The organism is Duganella sp. S19_KUP01_CR8 (assembly GCF_036688705.1).
GTDB lineage: Bacteria > Pseudomonadota > Gammaproteobacteria > Burkholderiales > Burkholderiaceae_D > Rugamonas.
Genome location: NZ_JAQQPR010000053.1, coordinates 1 through 22,411 on the forward strand (window position 1 = coordinate 1; position 22,411 = coordinate 22,411).

Genomic DNA, 22,411 nt, shown 5'->3' on the forward strand with positions numbered 1-22,411 from the left:
AGCAGCGTGTGCACTTTCATCAAACGTCCACACTTATCGACTGTAAATTTTTAAAGAACTTATTCGGTACTGCTTGCAACCGTTGACAAAGCGTTGTGTTTGTCAGTTGCGAAGAAGGAAGATTATGAGGCGTTTCGCCGTTTTCGTCAACCTTCTTTTTTCTCGCTCACTTCACATTTTCGTGTGTCGTTTTGCGGGGAGGCGAACTATAGCAAGGGCAGCCGTTGCTTGCAAGGGTAAAATGAAGACTTCACCGATTTATAAGTCGCCCACATGTTCATTCCAACTATCCCTACTACTAATAACGAGACGCTGGCGGCCCTGCTGGATACGGCCATCAACAACAAAACCAAACCGCTGGGTAGCCTGGGCGTACTGGAATCGCTGGCCAAACAAATCGGCCTTATACAGAACACACACGCACTCGCAATCACGCAGCCGGCCATCCTGGTGTTCGCTGCCGATCACGGCATCGTCGCGGAAGGCATCTCCGCCTACCCGCAGGACGTGACCTGGCAAATGGTCGAGAACTTCCTCACGCGCGGTGCCGCCATCAACGTCTTCGCGACGCAGACCAACTGCGAACTGCGCGTGATCGACGCCGGCGTCAATCACCACTTCGGGCCGCGCGACGGCCTGATCGACCGCAAACTGGCACCCGGCACCCGGAACTTCGCGCAGGAACCGGCGATGAGCCGCGCCACTTGCGAGGCCGCGCTGACCGCAGGCATGGCCTTGGTCGCAGAACTGGATGGCAACGTGGTTGGCTTCGGCGAGATGGGCATCGGGAACACCACCGCCGCCGCCGCGTTGATGCACAAACTAACCGGCATCCCGGTCGCGCAATGCGTGGGCGCCGGCACCGGCCTGTCGGCGGAAGGCATCCTGCGCAAGCAGCACGTGATTGAAACGGCAGTAGCCAAACATGCTGCCGCAGTCGAACCGCTGGACGTACTGGCCACCTTCGGCGGGCTGGAAATCGCCATGATGGCCGGCGCCATGTTGAAAGCGGCCGAGCTGCGCAAGGTGCTGCTGATCGACGGCTTCATCGTCACCAGCGCACTGCTGGTAGCGGCCCGCGTGCAGCCGGCCATCCTGGACTACTGCGTCTTCGCGCACTGCTCCGACGAAACCGGCCACCAGCAGATGCTTGATGCGCTGGGCGCGAAGCCGCTGCTGAATTTGGGCCTGCGCCTGGGCGAAGGCACCGGCTGCGCGCTGGCGCTGCCGCTGCTGCATGCGTCGGTCAATTTCCTGAACCAGATGGCCACGTTCGAATCGGCCCACGTCAGCGAAAAGTCCGAGTAAGCGCCGTGCACCAACTACGCCTGTTCTTCACCGCGCTCCAGTTCTTCACCCGCCTGCCGATTCCCACCTGGGTGGGTTTCGATCCTGCGTGGCTGAACCAGGCGTCACGGTACTTTCCGCTGGTCGGCGTGGTGGTCGCCGCCATCACGGCCGGCGTGTATGCGTTGACCGCATGGCTCCTCCCCGCTCCGGTCGCCGTGCTGCTGTCTACCGCCGCCGGCATCTACGCCACCGGCGCCTTCCATGAAGACGGCTTTGCCGACATGTGCGACGGCTTCGGCGGCGGCATGACGCCCGAGCGCGTACTGGAAATCATGAAGGACTCGCGCATCGGCGCATACGGCGCCATCGGCATAACCTGCCTGCTCGCCACCAAGGTCGTGACGCTGTCCATGCTGCCACCGATGGAGGCGATTGCAGCGCTGTTCGTCGCCCATCCGCTGTCGCGGCTAATGGCCACCTCGCTGATCTGGCGCCTCGACTACGCCCGCGCCGAAGGCAAGGCCAAACCGCTGGCGCAAAAGATGAGCGGCGCCGAATTCGCATTGGCCATCGCCAGCGCCGCCATTCCAGCGCTGGCGATGATCGCCTGCGGATGGCTGACGTGGACCGCGCTGGCTACGGGCGTCATCGCCGCCGCCATTGCCACCGTCTGGCTGGCCCGCAAATTCGTCCGCCGCATCGCCGGCTATACCGGCGACTGCCTCGGCGCGGTGCAGCAGCTGAGCGAAGTGGCGTTCTACCTGTGCGTACTGGCCAGCATGCGCCACGGCGCCCTGCCCTGGTAACGCCATGCGGCTCATACTGGTCCGCCATCCGCAACCGCTGATCGCCCCCGGCGTCTGCTACGGCCGCAGCGATCTCGCCGTGGCGCCCGACCAGTTGGCGCAAACGATGGCCACCTTGTCGGCCACACTCCCCCAAGGCCTCCCCCTATATAGCAGCCCGCTGCAGCGCTGCGCCATATTGGCGGCACAACTGGCGGCGCCGCTGCTATCCCCCGCACCGCTGCTGGATGCACGCATCGTGGAGATCGATTTTGGCGACTGGGAACTGCGCCCTTGGGACGATATCCCGCGCGCCGGCATCGACGCCTGGGCCGCGGACCTGGTCAACTACCACCCCGGCGGCGGCGAAAGCGTGCTGCAAATGGCCGACCGCATCGCCGCCTTTTACGCCGACCTCCAGCGCCAGCAGCGCGACGCCATCGTGATCTGCCACGCCGGCGCGATGCGCCTGCTGTCGGCCCGCCACGCAGGCCTGGCGCCCGCCGAGATGGCGCTGCAAGCCGCCCTCCATCCGCATCAAATCGCCTACGGCGCCACGCTGGTACTGCAAAACTAAACCGCCGCCCCATGACCGCCGCCGCACAAACCCGTATAATGACCGGGTTTTGGTGCTCGCGCGTCTGTCCAGATGCGCAGTTAAACGGGAAACACGAAGCTCCTGGTTCAATCGACCAAGGCCCACGTGTGCTGCCCCCGCAACGGTAAGCAAGTGTCGCAGCTGATGCGCGACAAACCTCCTCTGACAAACCACTGTGCTCTGCATGGGAAGGTGAGGTGGTCTAACTTGCCAGCCCGGATACCGGCCAAATCAGGTGGAAGCGAGCGATCGGGATGTGCGCGAACACGCGTCTCTCAATTCTCCGCTTTTGTTCAATCTGGCCCACGGGGACGTCGGCCGGTTGCTATTAACAGAAAAATTACATCATGACCCTTCGTATTTCCCGTCCCGCGGCCCTGACGTCGCTGGCGCTGGCAATGGCCGCCTCCTGCGCGCACGCAGAACCAATCGCGGGCACCGTGCTGGTCACCGCCACCCGCAGTCCGCAGGCCCTGGCCGACGTGATCAGCGATAGCATCACCATCAGCGCCGAACAGATCGCCGAATCCGGCGCCGGCTCCATCGTCGACCTGCTGCAACGCCAGCGCGGCATCGAGATCGCCCGCAACGGCGGCTCCGGCACCAATGCCACCGTGTTTATCCGCGGCGCCAACAGCAACCAGAACCTCGTGCTGGTCGACGGCGTGCGTATCGGCTCGTCGACCACCGGCGCCGCCAACTGGAGCGCCATTCCGCTGACCGCCATCGACCATATCGAGATCGTCTACGGCCCACTGAGCTCCCTGTACGGCGCCGACGCCATCGGCGGCGTGATCCAGATCTTCACCAAGAAGGGCCAGGGCGCGCCGGCGTTCACCGCCTTCGCCGGCTACGGCACCGACAACACCCGCGAAGGCGATGTATCCGTCTCCGGCGCCACCGGCGGTGAACACAGCATCAGCTATGCGATCAGCGCCGGCAAGGAAAAATCGGATGGCTTCTCGTCCACCCGTCCTGGCAGCCTCTCCTACAACGCCGACAAGGATGGCTATGACCGCGAAAATGCGGCAGGTCAAATCAGCCTGCGTCTGGCGGAAGGCCACGAAATCGGTACGCTACTCCTGCAGAGCAAACTCAAGTCCCAGTATGACAGCGGTTCCTCGTCCTACGATACACGCTCGAAGGCAAAGCTTGAAAACGCCGCCATCTACAGCAAGAACCAGATCCTGCCAGGCTGGGAAAGCCTGGTCCAGTATTCGCAGACCAAGGACGAAGGTGCCACCTACACCAGCGCCCTGGCATCGGGCTACTCGCAGATCAACACCAAGCAAAGCACCTTCACCTGGCAGAATGACGTCCAGATCGGCGCCGACGTGCTGCAACTGCTGTACGACCACCGCAAGGAAGAAGTCGAGACCAACGGCTTCAAATTGAACAATCCGCAGCGCACCACCAACTCCCTCGCGGCTTCGTACAACGCCCGGCGCGGCGACAACCTGTTCAACGCCAGCGTGCGCCGGGACAAATCGCTCTACGGCTCGAAGAACACCGGCTCGCTGGGCTATGGCTACAACTTCACGCAGGCGCTGCGCGCCACCGCCAGCTATGGCACCAGCTTCCGCGCGCCGACCTACAATGAACTGTACTATCCGTCCTACGGCAATCCCGCCAACAAACCGGAACTGGGCAAGAACGCCGAAATTGGCCTGCGCTACGACAGCGGCAACACCGCGCTGAACGCCAGCTATTACCGCAATCGCCTGACCGACCTGCTGGTGAACACCACGCCATGTCCGTTCTCCGGTGCGAAGAGCGGCTGCGCCTACAACGTCAACCACGCGCTGCTTGAAGGCCTGACCATGGGCGCAAGCCAGCAGTTGGGCCGCTTCAACCTGGCCGCCACCGTCGACCTGCAAGATCCAAAGGACGAAACCAGCAATAAACGCTTGCAGCGCCGCGCCAAAAAGCACGGCAACCTGATGGCCGACTACAGCGCTGGCGCATTAAAGGCCGGCGTGGAACTGGAATTGTCCGGCGACCGCTACGAAGACGCCGCCAACAGCAACCGCCTGGGCGGCTATGGCCTGGTCAATCTGTACGCGACCTACCACTTCAACCGCGACTGGTCGGCGCTGGTCCGCTGGAATAATATCGGCGACAAGCAGTACGACCTGGCGCGCAATTACGCCACGCCGATGTCCAAGCTGTTTGCCGGCATCCGCTACGGCTACAAGTAAGCAGTAATGGTGTAACCTGCCGGGCGTGGGGCGCATCCGCCGCGCGCCCGGCAGTCTCTCTTTTTTGAAAGCAGTGCATGCATTCTTTCTCCCGCAATCTGCGACAACGTGCCGCCGTCACCCTGATAGGGTTGGTGCTGTTCGCGTTTGCCAGCCTGGTCTTCTCGGGCATGACCGGCTCGGTCTCGATTCCCCTCTCCGATATTCCCGCAGCACTCAATGAACTGCTGCATGGCCAAAGCCAGACACTGGCTTCCACCCTGCTCGACCTGCGCCTGAGCCGCGCGCTGACCGCCTTCGTCACCGGCGCCGCCCTGTCGCTGGCGGGCGTGATGATGCAAGCGCTGTTGCGCAACCCGCTGGCCGACCCGTATGTACTCGGCATTTCAGCCGGCGCTTCCGTCGGCGCCCTGGCCGCACTGTTGTTCGGCTGCGCCATCTGGATGGTCGACGCTTCGGCCTTCGGCGGCGCGGTCGCCGTCTCGATGATGCTGTACCTGCTGGCCCGGCGCGACCTGCGCGGCGGCGCGGCGGCCGAAGGCGGCACTGCCCTGTTGCTGCTGACCGGCGTCATCCTGTCCTCCGCCTGCATGGCGATGGTGACGTTGATGCTCTCCATCGCGCCTGAAAGCCGTTTGCGCAGCATGGTGTTCTGGATGATCGGCGACCTGGCCGGTGCGCCGATGCGCGCGCTGCCCTGGATCGTGTTGGCCGGCGGCCTGGTATTCGCCCTGCGCAGCGCCCGTTCCATAAATGTGATGGCGCTGCACGCCGAAGCCGCCGCCACGCTGGGCATCCGCGTCGGCGCGTTGCGCAAAGGCCTGTTCTTCACATCCGGCCTGCTGACCGCCAGCGCCGTCACCAGCGCGGGCAGCGTCGGCTTCGTCGGCCTGATCGTGCCGCATGCCTGCCGCTTCGCCGTTGGCGCGGACCACCGCGCGCTGATCCCGGCGGCGGCGCTGGCCGGCGGCACTTTCCTGCTGCTGGCGGACACGCTGGCCCGCACCATCATCGCGCCGCAACAGCTGCCGGTGGGCGTGTTGACGGCACTGATCGGCGCGCCGGTCTTCCTGTACCAGCTGCACCGTTTGCGCAAATGATGATCAGCACCCACAACCTCTCCCTGAAAATCGGCCAGCGCCAGCTGATTACGGATCTGAACTGGCAGGTAGGCGACGGCGAATGCTGGAGCGTCATCGGCCGCAACGGCGCCGGCAAGAGCACCCTGCTGAAAACCCTGGCGGGCCTGCGCAACCCGGACGGCGGCTACGTCGCCATCCAGCAGCGCGAGCTGCCCGACTGGCCGCTGGCCGAACTGGCGCGCCAGCGCGCCTTCCTGGCGCAGAGCCGCAGCGACGCTTTCGCCTACAGCGTGATCGAAACCGTGCTGTCGGCGCGCCATCCCTATCACGGCAACCGCTATTGGGAAGGCAGCGACGACCACGCCATCGCCCTGAAATCGCTGGAAGCGATGGAAGTGGCCGACCTGGCCGAGCGCGACGTGCGCACTTTGTCCGGCGGCGAACGCCAGCGCGTGGCCATCTCCGCCTTGCTGGCGCAGGACACGCCGCTGCTGCTGCTCGACGAACCGGCCAATGCGCTGGACCTGGCGCACCAGGTCAGCGTCATGGGCCTGCTGGCCCGCCTGTGCCGCGAGCAGGGCAAGACCGCAGTCATGATAGGACACGACCTGACGCTGGCGCACAGCGTCTCCACCCACGCGCTGCTGCTGATGGGCGACGGCCGCTGGCTGGCCGGCACCACGGCGGAAGTGATGCGGGCCGAGATCCTGGGCGATTACCTGGGCCACCCGATCGACATCATCCAGCACGGCAAACGCAGCATCTTCATCCCCAAAGAGGACTTTGCATGACCCAACAGAATACCGGCGACATCGACGAACAAACCGCGGCGCTGAACGAACGTCACCGCGTGCGCATGGAACGCAAGAAGGCCATCATCGACGCCAAGATCGCCGCCGCCGACAAGCAGATCGGCATCATCATCGTCAACACCGGAAACGGCAAGGGCAAGAGCTCCAGCGGCTTCGGCATGGCGATACGCGCCATGGGCCACGGCATGAAGGTCGGCGTGGTGCAGTTCATCAAAGGCGCGATGCAGACCGGCGAAGAGCTGTTCCTGCGCCGTTTCCCGGAAGAGATCAGCTTCCACTCGATGGGCGAAGGCTATACCTGGGAAACCCAGAACCGCGAACGCGATATCGCCAAGGCGCAGCAGGCCTGGGAACAGGCGAAACGCTTCCTGGCCGATCCCGACATCGGCCTGGTGGTATTCGACGAACTGAATATCGCCCTGAAGTACCGCTACCTGGACGTGGAAACCGTCATCAACGATTTGCTGGCGCGTCCGGCGATGCAGCATGTCGTCATCACCGGTCGCGGCGCGCCGCCGGAGCTGATCGCCATCGCCGATACCGTCACCGAAATGGAAGTCGTCAAGCACGCCTTCAAGGCCGGCATCGGCGCGCAACTCGGAACCGAGTGGTAATGACGACGCACGTCGAAGTCAAAGCCCTGCTGGTGGCCGCCGTCGCCTCCGGCCAAGGCAAGACCACGGTCACCGCCGCGCTGGCGCGCAAGCTGACACGCCAGGGCAAGCGCGTGCGCGTGTTCAAGTGCGGCCCGGATTTCATCGATCCTATGCTGCTGGAACGCGCCAGCGGCGCGCCGGTGCGCTCGCTGGACCTGTGGATGGTCGGCCATGAACTGTGCCGCAGCCAGCTGGCGCAAGCTGCAACCGAAGCGGACGTCATCCTGATCGAAGGCGTCATGGGCCTGTATGACGGCACGCCGTCGTCGGCCGACCTGTCGCGTGAATTCGGCGTGCCGGTGATGGCGGTGATCGACGCCGGCGCCATGGCGCAAACCGCCGGTGCACTGGTCCACGGCCTGCGCGACTATGGCCCGGTGGAGATGGCGGGAGTGATCGCCAACCGCGTCGCCAGCGAAGGCCACGCCAAGATGGTGGCGGCGTCGCTGCGCGACATTCCCCTGTTTGCGACCTTGCCGCGCCAAGCCAGGTCGCTGCCCGAGCGCCACCTCGGCCTGGTGTTGCCGGGCGAAGTCCTCGATATCGACCAACTGCTCGACAACCTGGCGGACCAGCTGGTGTTCGACGAAGCGGCCTGGGAGCGCCTGCGCCCCGTGCGCATCGAGATTCCACCAGCCGCAGAGCCGCAAGCGCCGCTGCTGGCTGGCCGCACCATCGCCATCGCCCGCGATCCGGCCTTCATGTTTATCTATCCGGCCAACCTGGATACGCTGCGCCAATTGGGCGCCACGCTGAAATTCTTCTCGCCGCTGGCCGACGAAGCCATATCGGCTGAAGCGGACGCGGTATATCTGCCCGGCGGCTATCCAGAACTGCACGCCGCAGCACTTTCGCAGGCCCACGTGTGGCAGGCGTCGATTCGCGCGGTCCATGCCTCCGGCACGCCCATCGTCGCCGAATGTGGCGGCATGATGGCGTTGGCCGACACCTTGGCCGACCAGGCGGGCGCGGTATGGCCGATGGCCGGCTTGCTACCTGGTGCGGTGGCAATGCAGGCGCGCCTGGCGGGCCTCGGATCGCAAGGTCTGCCGACGGAGCAAGGCGTCCTGCGCGGCCATACCTTCCACTACTCAAAGCTGGAGACAGCCGTGGCGCCAGCGGCGTACACTATCAAGCATCCGTCGGCCATCCAGGGGGAAGCCTGGTATCGCGTCGGTTCGTTGACAGCTTCATATTTTCACGCTTATTTTCCATCCAATCCGGCGGCGGTTGCCGCCCTGTTTTCTAGGAGCGAAGCATGACACGTACACTGGTTCTGGGGGGCGCACGCTCTGGCAAAAGCGGCTATGCAGATCGCCTGGCCATCGAGTCGGGCAAGGAAATCGTCTACATTGCCACCGCCACCGCTGGCGATACCGAGATGGCGACGCGCATCGCGCATCACCGCGCCGGCCGTCCCAGCGAATGGATCACCGTCGAAGAGCCGCTGGCACTGGGTAACCAGCTGCTGCGCTGGTCCTCGCCGGACCGTTTGATCCTGGTCGACTGCCTGACCCTATGGCTCAGCAACCTGCTGTTCAGCAGCGGCGAAAGCTACCCTGAAGTCGGCGAGATCACGTTGCCCGCGCTGTTCCACGAGCAGCAGGACATGCTTGCCAGCGCGCTGACCAAGTGCACCAGCGACGTGGTGCTGGTATCGAACGAAGTCGGCATGGGCATCATGCCGTTCGGCGCCATCTCGCGCTGCTTCATGGACGAACAGGGACGGCTGAACCAGGCCATGGCCGCGTTGTGCGACCGCGCGGTGTTCGTCGCCGCCGGCCTGCCGCTGGTGTTAAAAGGGACGCCGTGCTGACAGGCTTGAGCTTTGGCGTTATCGCCCTGCTGATGGTGGCGGGCGTGCTGCTCGACCTGATGCTGGGCGAAGCGCGCCGCTGGCACCCGCTGGTCGGCTTCGGCAACCTGGCGATGGCGCTGGAGCGCCGCCTCAATCGCGGTGGCCTGCGCTTCTGGCGCGGCGCGCTGGCCTGGGCGCTGGCCGTTCTGCCGCTGACCGCCCTCGCCGCGCTGCTGGTCTGGCTGCTCGGCGCCAACGGCGCGCTGCCCTGGATTGCGCACGCCGTCATGCTTTATTTTTGTCTCGGCCTGCGCAGCCTGCGCGACCACAACCTGCCCATCGCCGACGCGCTGGCGCAGAGCGATCTGCCCAATGCCCGCCTGCTGACCGCCCGCATCGTCAGCCGCGATACCACCAGCGCCAGCGAAATCGAACTGACCAAGGCCAGCGCCGAATCCCTGCTTGAAAACGGCAACGACGCCGTCTTCGGCACGCTGTTCTGGTTCATCGTCGCCGGCGGCCCCGGCGCGGTGCTGTTCCGCATGGCGAACACGCTCGATGCGATGTGGGGCTACCGCACCGCGCGGCTACTGCAGTTCGGCTGCACCGCCGCCCGCATCGACGACGCACTGAACTACATCCCGGCACGCCTGACCGCCCTCTCCTACGTGCTGCTGGCGCCCGGCCTCCAGGGCAAGCTGCGCGCCTGGCAATGCTGGCGCACACAAGCCCCGGCATGGAGCAGCCCGAACGCCGGACCGGTGATGTCCAGCGGCGCCGGCGCGCTCGGCGTGCAGCTGGGCGGCGCCGCCATCTATGACGGCGAAGTGGAACAACGTCCGCCGCTGGGCGAAGGACAACCCGCCACCGGGGCCGACATCAGCCGCGCATGGCGCCTGGTCGCGCGCACCACGGCGTTATGGCTGGCCGTCGCCTGCGCCGTCGCCGCATGGATGGAATTCGCACATGCTTGAACACGGCGGCAACCTGCGCGACGCGACGCTGCGCTTCGGCCGCGACGACTGGCTCGACCTCTCGACCGGCATCAACCCGCACTGGTATCCCGCTCCTGCGCTGCCGGGCAATGCGTGGCACCGCCTGCCGGAAGCCGATCCCGAACTGGCGCTGGCTGCCGGCGCCTACTACGGCGCTCCGTTGATGCTGCCGGTGGCCGGTACGCAGGCCGCGATCCAGGCGCTGCCCCGGCTGCGCAAGCCTTCGCGCGTGACGGTCGCCGCACCATCCTACGCAGAGCACGCGCACCACTGGAACGACCACGGACATACGCTGACGCAGACGCCGTATGAAGCGTTGGATGCGGCGGTGGCGCACAGCGACGTCATGGTCATCTGTAATCCCAACAACCCGACCGGCGCCAGCGTGCCAGCCACCCAGCTGCTGCAATGGGCGGACCAGCTGGCGGAGCGCGGCGGCTGGCTGGTAGTCGACGAAGCCTTTGGCGACACGGCGCAGCACAACAGCGTGGCCGCGCACAGCGGACGTCCAGGCTTGATCGTCCTGCGCTCTGTCGGCAAGTTCTTCGGACTGGCCGGCATCCGGCTGGGTTTTGTAGCCGCGCACGCGAACCTGCTGCGCGAACTGGCGGACTTGCTGGGTCCTTGGGCCATCAGCGGCCCGGCGCAGCATATCGCCCTCGCAGCGCTGAACGATCACGCCTGGCAAGCAAACACACTCGAACAGCTTCTGGCGAGCGGCGAGCGCATGCGTCACCTGCTGGCAGCGCACGACATCCACTCGACCGGCACGGCACTATTCCAATGGTGGAGCGAAGACCGCGCGGAGGCCTTCTGGCAGCACATGGCGGAACGCGGCATCTGGGTGCGGCTGTTCAAGCAGGCCGCACGCGGTATCCGCCTCGGCCTGCCGCCCGACGAAGCGGGCTGGCAACGGCTGGAGACGGCACTAATAGAATGGAACAACAAGGAACCCGCATGAACAATCTGACGATCAAACTACTGGCAGGCCTGACGACATTGGCAGTGGCCAGCAGCGCCAGCGCCGCCATCTCGGTGCGCGACGACGACGGCAACGTCGTCACACTGCAAAAACCGGCGCAGCGCATCATCGCCATGGCGCCGCACGTGACGGAGCTGCTGTACGCGGCCGGCGGCGGCGACAAGATCGTCGGCGCGGTCACCTACAGCGACTACCCGGAAGCGGCGAAAAAGCTGCCGCGCATCGGCGACAACCGCCAGGTCGACATGGAACGCGTGATCGCCATGAAGCCGGACCTGATCGTCATCTGGCTGCACGGCGCCTCCGAACGCCAGATCGAAACGCTGCGCCAGCTGAATATCCCGATGTTCCACAGCGAGCCGACAAAACTGGACGGCATCGCTGACAACGTGCAACGCCTCGGCCAGTTGATGGGCACCGAAAGCGTCGCACAGCCTGTCGCCGCCGAGATCCGCCAGCACTTCGCCGCGCTGGCAAAACAATATGGCAACCGTCCGCCGGTGCGGATGTTCTACCAGGTGTGGGACAAACCGCTCTACACGCTCAATGGCACCTCCATCGTCAGCGACGCGATGCGCCTGTGCGGCGGCGTGAACATCTTCGCCGACCTGAAGGTGACCGCGCCCGTGGTCAGCAACGAGGCGGTGCTGCAAGCCGATCCCGAGGCGATCTTCGGCACCAGCGAGAAGAACTACGGCGGCGTAGGCCTGTGGCGCCCGTACACGACGATGAAGGCAGTCCGCAACGACAACCTGTTCACCCTCGACGGCGAACTGCTGAACCGCGCCGGCCCGCGCATGGTCGCCGGCACCACCGCCCTGTGCGAAAAATTGGAACTGGTGCGACAGCGCCGCAAGAACTGACATGAGCTTCCCCTATTCGACCCTGATGGTTCAGGGCACCACCTCCGACGCCGGCAAGAGCACCGTCGTCGCCGCCCTGTGCCGGCTGCTCAAGCGCCAAGGCGTGCGCGTGGCGCCGTTCAAGCCGCAGAACATGGCGCTCAACAGCGCCGTCACCGCCGACGGCGGCGAGATCGGACGCGCCCAGGCGCTGCAAGCCATCGCCGCCGGCGTGGCGCCGCATACCGACATGAACCCGGTGCTGCTCAAGCCGTCGAGCGACATCGGCGCGCAAGTCATCATCCACGGCAAGGTCCGCGCCGAGATGAACGCGCGCGACTACCATCAATACAAAACCGTGGCGATGCAGGCGGTGCTGGAGTCGCACGATCGCCTGCTGGCGCAGTACGACAGCGTGATCGTCGAAGGCGCTGGCAGCCCGGCGGAAATCAACCTGCGCGACCGCGACATCGCCAACATGGGCTTCGCCGAAAAGGTTGACTGCCCGGTGATACTGGTGGCGGACATCGACCGTGGCGGCGTGTTCGCGCACATCGTCGGCACGCTGTCCTGTTTGTCGGAGAGCGAACGCGCCCGCACCATCGGCTTCGTCATCAACCGCTTCCGGGGCGACATCAAGCTGCTGGAACCCGGCCTGGAATGGCTGGAACAGCAAACCGGCAAGCCGGTACTGGCGGTACTGCCTTATCTGCACGGCCTGTTCCTGGACGCCGAAGACGCGGTGCAGCCGGTGCAAGCTTCGCGCGGCGCGTTCCGCATCGTGGTCCCCAGCCTGCCGCGCATGAGCAACCACACCGATTTCGACGCCCTGCGCGCGCATCCGGACGTGGACCTGCGCTTCGTACGCCAGGGCGAACCGATACCGGCGGCCGATCTGATCATCCTCCCCGGCAGCAAGAACACGCGCGGCGATCTCGAATGGCTGCGCGCCCAGGGATGGCCGGAACAGATCACCCGCCACCTGCGCTACGGCGGCAAGGTGATCGGCGTGTGCGGCGGCTTCCAGATGCTGGGCCACAGCGTCACTGATCCGCTGGGCATGGAAGGAGCGGCCGGCACGTCGCCCGCACTCGGCCTGCTCGGCATGAACACCGAAATGACGGCCGACAAACGGCTGGTGCAAGTACGGGGTGTGTGCGCATTCGACGAGGACAAGGCCAGCGTCAGCGGCTACGAAATCCACATGGGCACTTCCACCGGCAGCGCGCTCGATACGCCGGCCTTCGTCATCGACGGCCGCCCCGAAGGCGCGATCTCGGCGGACGGCCAGATCCTCGGCACCTACCTGCACGGCCTGTTCGATACGCCGCAAGCCAACAGCGCGCTGCTGCGCTGGGCCGGACTGCATACGCAAACCACGGTGGATACCAGCGCATTGCGCGAAGCGAGCCTGGACCGCATAGCCGACGCCACCCAGCCGCTGATGGACGCTTTGCTGGCGTTGCACGACAAGGAGCCATCAGCATGAGCACCATCAGCCCACACGCCTTCCCTCCTGCCGAAATCGAAGGCGTCTACCGCGCCATCCGCGAACGGCGCGACGTCCGCCATTTCAAGCCAGGTCCACTGGAACCTGGACAGCTGGAACGCTTCATCGGCGCCGCCCACAATGGCCCAAGCGTTGGCCTGATGCAGCCGTGGCGCTTCATCCGCATCACCAATCCGGCGTTGCGCGCGCAGATCCACAAGCACGTGAACGAGGAACGCATCAAGACCGCCGAAGCGCTGGGCAAACGCGCCGAGGAGTTCATGCAGCTCAAGGTGGAAGGCATACTGGCTTGCGCCGAAGTGCTGGTGGTCGGCCTGATCGACAAGCGCGATCAATATGTATTCGGCCGCCGCACCATGCCGGAAATGGACCTGGCCTCCGCCGCCTGCGCGCTCCAAAACTTCTGGCTGGCGGCGCGCGCGGAAGGCATAGGCGCCGGCTGGGTGTCGATGTTCGATCCGCAGCAGTTGCGCGACATCTGCGGCATGCCGGACGGCAGCCAGCCGATTGCCGTGCTATGCGTCGGCCACGTGAACGAGTTTTACACCGCGCCGATGCTGGAGCTCGAAAAATGGGACCAGCGCCGGCCGCTGTCCGACATCATGTTCGAAGACCGCTGGGACAATACCGCAAGCGAAAGTTAAGCGCCGCTGCACTCCTCGATCTTGCGGTTGCCAGGTCCCGGCAAGGTGCGCAGGCTGCGCTCCGTCGCCGCCGTGAACTCGTGCTTGAAGACTGTGTCGACGAAGCGCCAGTCGCAGCGCACCTGCTCGTGGCTGGCGGTGACGATCATGTAGCCACGCTTGCTGGTCTGCGCGTAGTACAGCGGTTCGATCAAATCCACCATCATGCTCGCCACATCCTCGGGATCCCGGTCCGGGTATGCGCCCTCCATCCCCGGCGACGACACCGACGCCGTCGCAAACTCCACGCCCACCTGGCGCCCCTGCGCATCATGCAGATCGCTGGCCCAGGCATTATGGGTATCACCGGCCAGCACCACCATGTTCTTGCGATGACGCTGCATCATGGCGAACACCAGCTCGCGGTCGTTCTGGTAGCCATCCCATGAATCCATGTAGCAGGGCAGCGTCGGCGCGGACAGCCAGCGTTTCTCCCGGCCGCTGACGCAGGAAGGATCGGCGGCGGCACGCTTCTTCAGCGCCGAATAATCGGTGCAATTGCATTCGCCCATGGCGACGGCGGTGGGATACTCCATGCGCGCCATCAGCACCTGCTGGCCCAGCATCTGCCAACGCGCGCTGGAGTCCTTGACCTGGCGCTCCAGCCACGCCATCTGCTCGGCGCCCATCATCTGCCGGCGCGGCGAGCTGACATCATGTTTGTACTTCTCGACGTCGAAGCGCTTATGCTCGTCGTAGTAGGAGGACATCATCAACTGCTGATCGCGGCCGATCAGGCGCGTGTCGAGCATATGCAGCGACACCACGCCGCCGAAGTCGAAGGAGCGGTAGATCTTCTCCGGCGTGGCCGGGTCGGGCGCGCGGATCGGCATCCACTCGTGGTACGCGGTCATGGCCGCCACCTTGCGCAAAGTGAAGGGACCAAACTCGGAAGCCTTGTGCTCGGCCGATCCGTCGCGCCAGGTATCGTCGGCGAACTCGTGATCGTCCCACACGGCGATGAACGGCATCGCCGCATGCACAGCCTGCAAATCGGGATCGGTGCGGTATTGCGCGTAGCGGCGGCGATAGTCCTCCAACCGCAGCAGCAGCTCGCGCGGTTCGGACACGCGGCCCAGCGCCTCCGCATTGCCGCAGGCGTAGCCGGTGCTTTCGTATTCGTAGATGTAGTCGCCGATGTGCAGCGCGGCGTCGATATCGTCCTGGCGCGCGGCGTCGGCGTAGACGTTGAAGTAACCGGACGGATAGTTCGAGCAGGAGAACACCGCCAGCCGGACCTGGCGCACGTCGCCGCGCGGCAGCGTCTTGGTACGCCCCACAGTCGACTTCACCGTATCGACCGCAAACTGATAGTAGTAAACGTGGCCCGGCAGCAGGCCGGCGGCGTCCACCTTGACGGTGTAGTCCCTCTGCGCCGACGTGGTCACGCTGCCATTGGCCACCACCGCCTGCATGGCCGGATCGGTCGCCATCTGCCAGCGCACGGCGATATCGCCGCTTTCGTCGTTGCGGCGCGGCGTCACGCGGGTCCACAGTATGACCCGGTCGCCGAGCGGATCGCCGCTGGCCACGCCGTGATCGAATCCGACCGCCGCGCCATCGGCGATGCTGGCCGCCGTGCTGCTGCAACCGCTCAGGCCGGCGCCTGCACCGACACCAGCGCCCAGCAAGGCGGTGGCACCCATTTGACGGATGAAACCACGACGACCAGGGAACAGCGACTTAGCGTCCATATCAACTCCATCGGCCATTTCGATGAGCGCCAACTTACGCCCGGTTCATGACGGCCTAATGACCGCCCTGTGGCTTTTGTGTGACAATCGTGAGCATGAATACATCCGCCGCCAAGAGCTACCTTCCGTGGGTGGTCGCTACCGCCCTGTTCATGGAGCAGCTGGACTCCACCATCGTCAACACGGCGATCCCCAGCATGGCGGCCAGCCTGCAAGTAACTCCCCTCAGCTTGAAAGCGGTCGTCACCAGCTACATTCTCAGCCTGGCGGTGTCGATCCCGATCAGCGGCTGGATGGCCGACCGGTTCGGTACCCGCCGCGTCTTCATGAGCGCCGTGGCGATCTTCACGTTGGCGTCGGTGCTGTGCGGCCTGTCGGTCAATTCGCCGATGCTGGTGGCGGCGCGGCTGCTGCAAGGCCTGGGCGCGGCGATGATGATGCCGGTCGGGCGCCTGACCATCGTCCGCACCTTCCCCAAATCCGAGCTGCTGGCGGCGATGAATTTCGTGATTATCCCGGCGCTGATCGGCCCCTTGCTCGGCCCCACGATCGGCGGCTTGATCGTGCACTGGCTGACATGGCGGGACATCTTCTTCGTCAACGTACCGGTCGGCGTGGTGGCGATCTTCCTCGCGCACCGCTACATGCCGGACTATCGCGGCGACGGAGCGCGGCCGCTGGACCTGATCGGTCTGGTGTTGTTCGGCACCGGCGTGGCGCTGCTGTCATGGCTACTGGAGATTTTCGGCGAACACCGGATCGATATCACGTCCGCGACGGTGCTGCTATTCATCGCTTGCAGCCTGCTGGCGGCTTATGTTTGGCACGCCAGGGATGCGGCGTTTCCCTTGCTGCGACTGGCGCTGTTCAAGATACGCACGTTCCGCGTATCCGTGGTCGGCGGCTTCATCACGCGCATCGGCGTCGGCGGCCTGCCCTTCCTGCTGCCGCTGCTGTATCAATTGGGACTAGGGCTACCGGCATGGCAATCGGGTTTGCTGATGATGCCGTCCGCCGCAGCGGCCATGGGTATGAAGTTCATATCGGTGCGGGTGCTGGGCCGCTTCGGTTATCGTCAGGTCCTGACCGTCAACACTGTGCTGATCGGGTTGACCATCAGCCTGTATTCATTCGTCCAGCAAGGCACCTCGCTGTACATGATCGTGATGATCAGCCTGTGCCTGGGCTTCTTCAATTCGCTGCAATTCTCCGCGATGAACAGCATCGCCTATGCCGATGTGGATGGCGCGGATTCCAGCATGGCCAGCACCATGGCAAGCTCGATGCAGCAGTTGTCGATGAGCTTTGGCCTGGCGACCGGCTCGCTGGTCACCGGCTGGTTCCTGGGCGACCTGCCCCAATCGAACCGGCTGGCGCTCACCGGCGCGCTGCATCACGCCTTCCTGACGCTGGCGATACTCACCATCCTGTCCTCGTTGACCTTCTGGTCATTGCGCCAGGAGGATGGCGAGAGCATCAGCAAAGGCAGTCCCGCCTAGCGCATTTATTTGCGACGACGGACCATGGCGCCCGCCATCGCCAGGCCGGCAAGCAGCATGGCGTAGCTGGCTGGTTCCGGCACGGCCGTCACGCCGGTATAGGCGCCGTCGAAGCGATAGCGCACCGCCAGGCCGTTGATGCTGGTGGCGCCCACCAGTTGCAGGAAGCTTGCATCGCCGGTCACGTCGCCCAACAGGCGGAATGCATAGGCGCCCGATGCGGCTTCGGTGAACGACAGCGTCTTGCCGCTGACCACCGCACCCAGGCCATTAAAAGTCAACGAGGAGCCGCCCAGCAGCACCGACGAACTATCCGTCAGCGACAGGCTGGCGAAGGTCTGGCCGTTTGCGCTGCCGGCGTTGATCAGTTGCAGCGTGCCGCCATTGAGCACCAGGGCGCTGTTGGCCGACAGGCGATTTGCGCCATCCAACACCAGCGCACCGCCACTGAGCTGCGTCGCGCCGTTGTAGGTGCTCGCGCCCGACAGCGTCACGGCGCCACTCTTGATTTCAACATTGCTGAAGTTGGAGATCGAACCGGCGTACGCGAAGCTGTTGCCCGCCCCCGGATTAACCACCATCGTATTGCCGCTACCCGTACCGCCGTTGATGCTGCCGACGATGCTGCCACCGGAGATGGTCAGGCTGTTTTTACCGCTACCCATCTCAATCGCCTTGCCGCTGCTGGCGCCGTTGATGATGCCCGCGTTCACGATGACGGTATTGTCGGAGCCGGTTTTGATGGCGGCATTGACGGAACCGCCACCCCGGATGGTGGCGCCGGCGTTGTTGTTGATGGTGACGACATAGCCGCTGGCCGCGCCCACGGTGACGATGGCCGAATCGCTCTGGCCGCGTATCAAACCGCCGTTCTGGTTGGTGATGGTGGCATTGCCGTACAGGCCTTCACGGCTGCCTGGCGAGCCGGCGATATCGTTGCCGGCCAATGTGATGCCGCGTCCGACGGCGTTGCTATTCCCTGCGGAGACCAGGCCTTCAATGGTGCCGGAGTTGACGATCACGCCGCCGCCTACGCTCAAGCCTTCGCTGAATGCCAGGCCGTCGGCTGGCGCGCTGAAAGCGTTGGCCGAGCGAATGATGCCGGTGTTGGTGACGTTGGCGATGCCGTCGATATCCAGGCCATCGCCGTCGCCCGTCACGCCCATGCCGATGATGGTGCCGTGGTTGGTGATGGTGGCGATCTGCTTGCCGTTAAAGCCATCCAGGTTGACGCCCGAGCCATTGCCGCCTCGGATAGTGCCGCCCACCGCATTGGTGATGTTCATGGTGAAGGTCTGCGTCCCATCCTTCTGTCCACCGGTGATGCCGTGGCGACCGCCGTCGACCAGGCCAGTCGCGCCGTTGACGATGACCACGCCGCTGTTGTTTTGCGCGTCGATGCCGTCGCTGCTGCTACCTGTCTTGGTGATCGAAACGATGGAGCCGTAGTTGTTCACCACGCCGCCCACGCCGGGACGCACGGAGTCCGCCTCCGATGCCTGAAGCAGCCCGTAGTTGTTCACGATGTTCACGCCGGTGGTAATCGTGGAAAAGTCCACCGCCTGCGATCCGCCTGCGCTGGCGTTCGCCGAGATCATCGAACCGTAGTTGGTCAGCGTGACGCTGGCATTCGCCTTGTTCATCTGGATCACGTCGCCGTCGGCGGCCAGCATCTTCGCGGTGCTATTGGTGGCGCTGCCGTTGATGATGGTCAGGCCGGTGACGCCGGTGTTATCGCGTATCACGCGGCCGTTGCCGGTCTGGCTGATGAGGCCCTGGTTGTCCAGCGTGGCGTTTTTGTCGGTGATGGTCACCGCCACCGTGCCGCCGCCGACAATCAAAGAACCACTGCTGGTGATGGTGCCGGTCTGGTTCTTGCCCAGCGTTTGCGCATCGGTGTTGGCATTACTCAGCGTGCCGGGGAAAACGATCACCGGATTGGCGGCCGAAACACTCAACGGCAGTGCTGCGGCGAGCAGCAGGAATTGAATGGCGGAGGAAGGTTTCGACAGCGCGATCGACATGGTTTGTCCCGGATATTGTGTGAGCAAACCTTCAATATCCCATAATATTGTGACACTGCCGTGACGCTGTGGCGTCCTTGCACAACGCCTGTGCGATGCACCTGCAAGCTGCTATGCTGCCGCGCTGCCTTTCAACTCAGGAGATTCTTCATGCAGAACATAGCCGGGCGCACGACGGCGCTTGCCACGGTCATCATCGCTGCGGCGCTGGGCTTTATCGCCTATCAGGGAACGCGCGGCCATCAAGGACCGGAACTGCCGACGCCCTATCAGGCAGTGGCGCTGATAAATGGCCAGATGTTTTATGGCCGCATGGAGCAAACCGGCGGCGATTACCTCACCTTGCGCGACGTGTTCTACATCCAGGGCAGGCAGAATCCAGAGACCAAAGCCGTGACCAGTGTGCTGATCAAGCGCGGCGGCGAAGCGCATAGCCCGGACCACATGCTGATCAATCGCCAGCAGGTGCTGTTGATCGAACCGGTGAAGACCGATTCGCAAATCGCCAAACTGATCGCGGAGCAGAACGCCGCTCCGCGCTAAAACACTGGCAGGCCTGGCCGGCCCGCCCCTTGCATCAGAACGCAGTCAACGCCTTGGTGAACTTGATCAGCCACAGACGGCTTGGACGCTCGCGGTCCTCGCCGCGTGCGACGCGGATCGTGTTCGCGGCATTGCAGCCGGCCGCAGTGCTGGTGATGATGACGCCAGCCGCATCGACATTGCACTTGGTGACATCCGCATCGTTCACCGCCACGCCATCCGCGCTGAAGATTTTGGTTTTCATACCGAAGTCATTATCGTTCGACAGTGCCAGCGTATTGCCGTCGACGATGGTCAGGCCTTCAGCCTTCTCCGCCTGCCAGCCGACCGCGTTCAAATCCAGCAGCAGCGTTTTCTTCAGCGTCGTCACCGATTTCCAGTCGGTGCCGTTGACCACCACGCCGCCCATGCTGCTCTTCTCCAGATCCGAAGTCTTGACGTTGTAGCTTGCTGCAGCGATGTCGGTTGCCGCGCCGATCTCCACCAGCATCAACTTGTTGAACACTTTGCCGTTCGGCGCCGCGCCCTGTTCGATGACGATGAATTTACCGTTACCCAGCGCGACCAGGTCACCCAGCTTGGCGTTGCCGGTGCGGCCGTCCTGGTAGTCGGCGGCGTCGAGTGGGTACGCGTACATCTTGCCCGAGGTTCCGGTGCTTGGATCGAATTCCACCCAGCGCGTGAAGCGCGCGTAGCGTTCGATCGCCTCGCTCTTGCCGGTCACCGAGTAGCTCGCGTTGCCGTCGGTGAGTGGGCTTTGCAGGAAACCGTGCAGCTTGTCGGTGCTGGTATCCAGCGTCAGGCCTTCCATGCCGCGATTGGCGCGACGCTTCAGGAAGATGTCCGGCAGGCCGCTGCCCGGTGCGTATTTGTTCAGGATGATGCCGGTGGCAGGATCGAGCTTGACGATGAACGGTCCATATTCGTCGGAGATCCACAGCACGTTGCGCTTCTTGTCGACGACGACGGCTTCGGTATCCAGGCCGCCTGCATTGAAGGTGGCCTTGCTGGTGGCGTCGTACTTCATCGCGTCCATCACCGGCAGTTCGGCCGAGTTACCCACTGCGCCAGGTGCGACCGGCAGGCCGGAAGCATTGATGGTGGCAGAGACTTTGATCGGCGTGGACGACGTCAGCACCGCGCCGGTTTTACCGACGGTGATCACGCCGAACGATGGCGTGAAGCTCGGCGACGGGAATATCTTGGCGCCGGTGACACCGCCGCCGCTCAGCGCTGGCAGATTTGGTCCGTCGCCGTTCGGGCCGCGGTCGGTCAGGCCGTAGAACTCCAGGTCGCCGTTGGCGTTGGTGCCCTTGAAGGCCAGCGACGAACCGTAGGATGGCAGGAAGCCCAGCGGGAATTCTTCCTTGACCTTGGCGTTGCCGCCTTCATACGGCACGTAGTAGCTGGCCGCTGCCTGTATCTGATAACGCGTAACGTTGACGGCGACCGCGCCGAGCGGCGTGGTTTGCGTGAACGACTCGACGACTGGCGTGCCGACTTTGGAAGCCAGCGTATCTTCGAAGTGCTCGCGCACCAGCGCGCGGCGGCTGTCATCGATGGTGCGGGCGGCGTATTTGGCGCCGGCGGCGGTCAGGTTGGCGCTCATCGCGGTGTTGAAGGCGGTGGCGTCGAGGGAGAAGTCAGCGCTCTTGGCGGCCAGCGCGGTTTTCACATCGGCGGCGATCTTGATGCCGTTCGATGGATCGCTGTCTTCATCCAGTAATTGCAGGGCCAGCAGGCGGTTGACGACCTTGCTGTCCTTGACGTCGGTCACGCCGGCCAATTGCAGCGGCGTGATGGTGGCGGCGCACGGCGCGCTACCCAGCGCAACGCCGCCGATGCTGAAGCTGACGGTATCGCCGGCGTAGCAAGTGAACTCGCCCTTGGCCGAGGTGCTGGCTTTCGCGGCGGTGCCGGCGACATAGTCCAGGTTCTCAACGGCGCCATCGAGGAAGACGCCAGTGGTCAGCGTTTTGGCTGGCGTAGCCGTGTCGTTACTACTGCCACCGCAGCCGGCCAGCACGGAGAACACCGCGAGCGAAATCAGGGAAAAGTTTTTCATGCGTAGCTAGCCTCAGTTGAAAAAGAGGAAAGCTTAGCGACCATAGGTTACATGGATGTGACAGACGAAAAAACCCCCACTGGCACAGAGCGCGATCTTGAGCGCGTTCTGGCTGGTGGGGGTTTTTAGGTAGTAAAGAGCGGCAGTGCCGCGCTGAACAAATGGCCGCGGAATGCGAAAAGCCCCGACCAGGTAAGGCGACAGGCAATGCCTGTCGTCGAACGGAAGGGGCTTTCAAACGAAAAAAGCCCACCAGATCACTGGTGGGCTTTTCTCTTTATAACTAGCCTGACGATAACCTACTTTCACACTGGTTGCAGCACTATCATCGGCGCAGAGTTGTTTCACGGTCCTG

Annotated in this window: 19 protein-coding genes and 1 riboswitch; of the genes, 16 read left to right on the forward strand and 3 right to left on the reverse strand. The window is 64.1% G+C overall.

Annotated features, from left to right (window positions below; genetic code table 11):
- Positions 1-273 precede the first annotated feature (273 nt).
- The 14 genes from cobT to bluB all read left to right on the forward strand — a co-directional run bounded on the left by cobT (position 274) and on the right by bluB (position 14,192).
- Positions 274-1,308 (forward strand): nicotinate-nucleotide--dimethylbenzimidazole phosphoribosyltransferase, encoded by a 1,035-nt coding sequence (gene cobT / locus V6M89_RS29595; RefSeq protein WP_332856582.1) that lies wholly within the window; start codon positions 274-276, stop codon positions 1,306-1,308.
- A 5-nt stretch (positions 1,309-1,313) separates the two neighbouring features.
- On the forward strand, positions 1,314-2,096 hold the full coding sequence (locus tag V6M89_RS29600) for an adenosylcobinamide-GDP ribazoletransferase (protein WP_332856583.1): 783 nt from the start codon (positions 1,314-1,316) through the stop codon (positions 2,094-2,096).
- A gap of 4 nt (positions 2,097-2,100) precedes the next feature.
- Complete coding sequence (locus tag V6M89_RS29605; RefSeq protein ID WP_332856584.1) at positions 2,101-2,652, forward strand: histidine phosphatase family protein; 552 nt, start codon at positions 2,101-2,103, stop codon at positions 2,650-2,652.
- Positions 2,653-2,685: 33 nt separating this feature from the next.
- Positions 2,686-2,918, forward strand: a riboswitch (cobalamin riboswitch).
- A 102-nt stretch (positions 2,919-3,020) separates the two neighbouring features.
- Complete coding sequence (locus V6M89_RS29610; RefSeq protein ID WP_332856585.1) at positions 3,021-4,871, forward strand: TonB-dependent receptor domain-containing protein; 1,851 nt, start codon at positions 3,021-3,023, stop codon at positions 4,869-4,871.
- 77 nt (positions 4,872-4,948) lie between these two features.
- On the forward strand, positions 4,949-5,971 hold the full coding sequence (locus V6M89_RS29615; protein ID WP_332856586.1) for a FecCD family ABC transporter permease: 1,023 nt from the start codon (positions 4,949-4,951) through the stop codon (positions 5,969-5,971).
- Complete coding sequence (locus V6M89_RS29620; protein ID WP_332856600.1) at positions 5,971-6,744, forward strand: ABC transporter ATP-binding protein; 774 nt, start codon at positions 5,971-5,973, stop codon at positions 6,742-6,744. Before V6M89_RS29615 ends, V6M89_RS29620 begins: the two co-directional genes overlap by 1 nt.
- Positions 6,741-7,379: a cob(I)yrinic acid a,c-diamide adenosyltransferase gene (cobO, locus tag V6M89_RS29625; protein WP_332856587.1), complete on the forward strand. Its 639-nt coding sequence runs from the start codon at positions 6,741-6,743 to the stop codon at positions 7,377-7,379. The genes V6M89_RS29620 and cobO overlap by 4 nt, the downstream gene beginning before the upstream one ends.
- Positions 7,379-8,683 (forward strand): cobyrinate a,c-diamide synthase, encoded by a 1,305-nt coding sequence (locus V6M89_RS29630; protein ID WP_332856588.1) that lies wholly within the window; start codon positions 7,379-7,381, stop codon positions 8,681-8,683. Before cobO ends, V6M89_RS29630 begins: the two co-directional genes overlap by 1 nt.
- Positions 8,680-9,237: a bifunctional adenosylcobinamide kinase/adenosylcobinamide-phosphate guanylyltransferase gene (gene cobU / locus V6M89_RS29635; RefSeq protein WP_332856589.1), complete on the forward strand. Its 558-nt coding sequence runs from the start codon at positions 8,680-8,682 to the stop codon at positions 9,235-9,237. The genes V6M89_RS29630 and cobU overlap by 4 nt, the downstream gene beginning before the upstream one ends.
- Positions 9,231-10,193: an adenosylcobinamide-phosphate synthase CbiB gene (cbiB, locus tag V6M89_RS29640; protein ID WP_332856590.1), complete on the forward strand. Its 963-nt coding sequence runs from the start codon at positions 9,231-9,233 to the stop codon at positions 10,191-10,193. Before cobU ends, cbiB begins: the two co-directional genes overlap by 7 nt.
- Entirely contained in the window at positions 10,186-11,175 is a 990-nt protein-coding gene (gene cobD / locus V6M89_RS29645) for a threonine-phosphate decarboxylase CobD (protein ID WP_332856591.1), read from the forward strand. Before cbiB ends, cobD begins: the two co-directional genes overlap by 8 nt.
- Positions 11,172-12,059 carry a cobalamin-binding protein gene (locus V6M89_RS29650; protein WP_332856592.1) on the forward strand — a complete coding sequence of 296 codons (888 nt, stop codon included), beginning with the start codon at positions 11,172-11,174 and terminating at the stop codon, positions 12,057-12,059. The genes cobD and V6M89_RS29650 overlap by 4 nt, the downstream gene beginning before the upstream one ends.
- A gap of 1 nt (position 12,060) precedes the next feature.
- The gene (locus V6M89_RS29655) at positions 12,061-13,527 is read left to right on the forward strand and encodes a cobyric acid synthase (RefSeq protein ID WP_332856593.1); all 1,467 of its coding nucleotides are present in this window, start codon (positions 12,061-12,063) and stop codon (positions 13,525-13,527) included.
- Positions 13,524-14,192, forward strand: a complete 669-nt coding sequence (bluB, locus tag V6M89_RS29660; protein WP_332856594.1) for a 5,6-dimethylbenzimidazole synthase — start codon at positions 13,524-13,526, stop codon at positions 14,190-14,192. The genes V6M89_RS29655 and bluB overlap by 4 nt, the downstream gene beginning before the upstream one ends.
- Here the strand turns inward: bluB and V6M89_RS29665 are convergent.
- Positions 14,189-15,925 carry an alkaline phosphatase D family protein gene (locus V6M89_RS29665; RefSeq protein ID WP_332856595.1) on the reverse strand — a complete coding sequence of 579 codons (1,737 nt, stop codon included), beginning with the start codon at positions 15,923-15,925 and terminating at the stop codon, positions 14,189-14,191. The genes bluB and V6M89_RS29665 overlap by 4 nt on opposite strands.
- A gap of 95 nt (positions 15,926-16,020) precedes the next feature.
- Here V6M89_RS29665 and V6M89_RS29670 point away from each other — a divergent pair, with 95 nt between their 5' ends.
- Positions 16,021-17,424 (forward strand): DHA2 family efflux MFS transporter permease subunit, encoded by a 1,404-nt coding sequence (locus tag V6M89_RS29670; protein ID WP_332856596.1) that lies wholly within the window; start codon positions 16,021-16,023, stop codon positions 17,422-17,424.
- Positions 17,425-17,429: 5 nt separating this feature from the next.
- Here the strand turns inward: V6M89_RS29670 and V6M89_RS29675 are convergent, their stop codons facing one another.
- On the reverse strand, positions 17,430-19,448 hold the full coding sequence (locus V6M89_RS29675) for a beta strand repeat-containing protein (protein WP_332856597.1): 2,019 nt from the start codon (positions 19,446-19,448) through the stop codon (positions 17,430-17,432).
- A gap of 150 nt (positions 19,449-19,598) precedes the next feature.
- Between V6M89_RS29675 and V6M89_RS29680 the strand changes: the two genes are divergently transcribed.
- Positions 19,599-19,991 carry a hypothetical protein gene (locus V6M89_RS29680; RefSeq protein WP_332856598.1) on the forward strand — a complete coding sequence of 131 codons (393 nt, stop codon included), beginning with the start codon at positions 19,599-19,601 and terminating at the stop codon, positions 19,989-19,991.
- A gap of 34 nt (positions 19,992-20,025) precedes the next feature.
- On the opposite strand, the gene V6M89_RS29685 is transcribed toward V6M89_RS29680, so the two are convergent.
- Positions 20,026-22,056, reverse strand: coding sequence for an esterase-like activity of phytase family protein (locus tag V6M89_RS29685; protein WP_332856599.1), 2,031 nt, complete (start codon positions 22,054-22,056; stop codon positions 20,026-20,028).
- Positions 22,057-22,411: the final 355 nt, after the last annotated feature.

Bases quoted from the DNA above. Each gene is read 5' to 3' on its own strand.
- cobT (WP_332856582.1), top strand. From the start codon at position 274: ATGTTCATTCCAACTATCCCTACTACTAATAACGAGACGCTGGCGGCC.
- V6M89_RS29605 (WP_332856584.1), top strand. From the start codon at position 2,101: ATGCGGCTCATACTGGTCCGCCATCCGCAACCGCTGATCGCCCCCGGC.
- V6M89_RS29610 (WP_332856585.1), top strand. From the start codon at position 3,021: ATGACCCTTCGTATTTCCCGTCCCGCGGCCCTGACGTCGCTGGCGCTG.
- V6M89_RS29615 (WP_332856586.1), top strand. From the start codon at position 4,949: ATGCATTCTTTCTCCCGCAATCTGCGACAACGTGCCGCCGTCACCCTG.
- V6M89_RS29620 (WP_332856600.1), top strand. From the start codon at position 5,971: ATGATCAGCACCCACAACCTCTCCCTGAAAATCGGCCAGCGCCAGCTG.
- cobO (WP_332856587.1), top strand. From the start codon at position 6,741: ATGACCCAACAGAATACCGGCGACATCGACGAACAAACCGCGGCGCTG.
- V6M89_RS29630 (WP_332856588.1), top strand. From the start codon at position 7,379: ATGACGACGCACGTCGAAGTCAAAGCCCTGCTGGTGGCCGCCGTCGCC.
- cobU (WP_332856589.1), top strand. From the start codon at position 8,680: ATGACACGTACACTGGTTCTGGGGGGCGCACGCTCTGGCAAAAGCGGC.
- cobD (WP_332856591.1), top strand. From the start codon at position 10,186: ATGCTTGAACACGGCGGCAACCTGCGCGACGCGACGCTGCGCTTCGGC.
- V6M89_RS29650 (WP_332856592.1), top strand. From the start codon at position 11,172: ATGAACAATCTGACGATCAAACTACTGGCAGGCCTGACGACATTGGCA.
- V6M89_RS29655 (WP_332856593.1), top strand. From the start codon at position 12,061: ATGAGCTTCCCCTATTCGACCCTGATGGTTCAGGGCACCACCTCCGAC.
- bluB (WP_332856594.1), top strand. From the start codon at position 13,524: ATGAGCACCATCAGCCCACACGCCTTCCCTCCTGCCGAAATCGAAGGC.
- V6M89_RS29665 (WP_332856595.1), bottom strand. From the start codon at position 15,925: ATGGACGCTAAGTCGCTGTTCCCTGGTCGTCGTGGTTTCATCCGTCAA.
- V6M89_RS29670 (WP_332856596.1), top strand. From the start codon at position 16,021: ATGAATACATCCGCCGCCAAGAGCTACCTTCCGTGGGTGGTCGCTACC.
- V6M89_RS29675 (WP_332856597.1), bottom strand. From the start codon at position 19,448: ATGTCGATCGCGCTGTCGAAACCTTCCTCCGCCATTCAATTCCTGCTG.
- V6M89_RS29680 (WP_332856598.1), top strand. From the start codon at position 19,599: ATGCAGAACATAGCCGGGCGCACGACGGCGCTTGCCACGGTCATCATC.
- V6M89_RS29685 (WP_332856599.1), bottom strand. From the start codon at position 22,056: ATGAAAAACTTTTCCCTGATTTCGCTCGCGGTGTTCTCCGTGCTGGCC.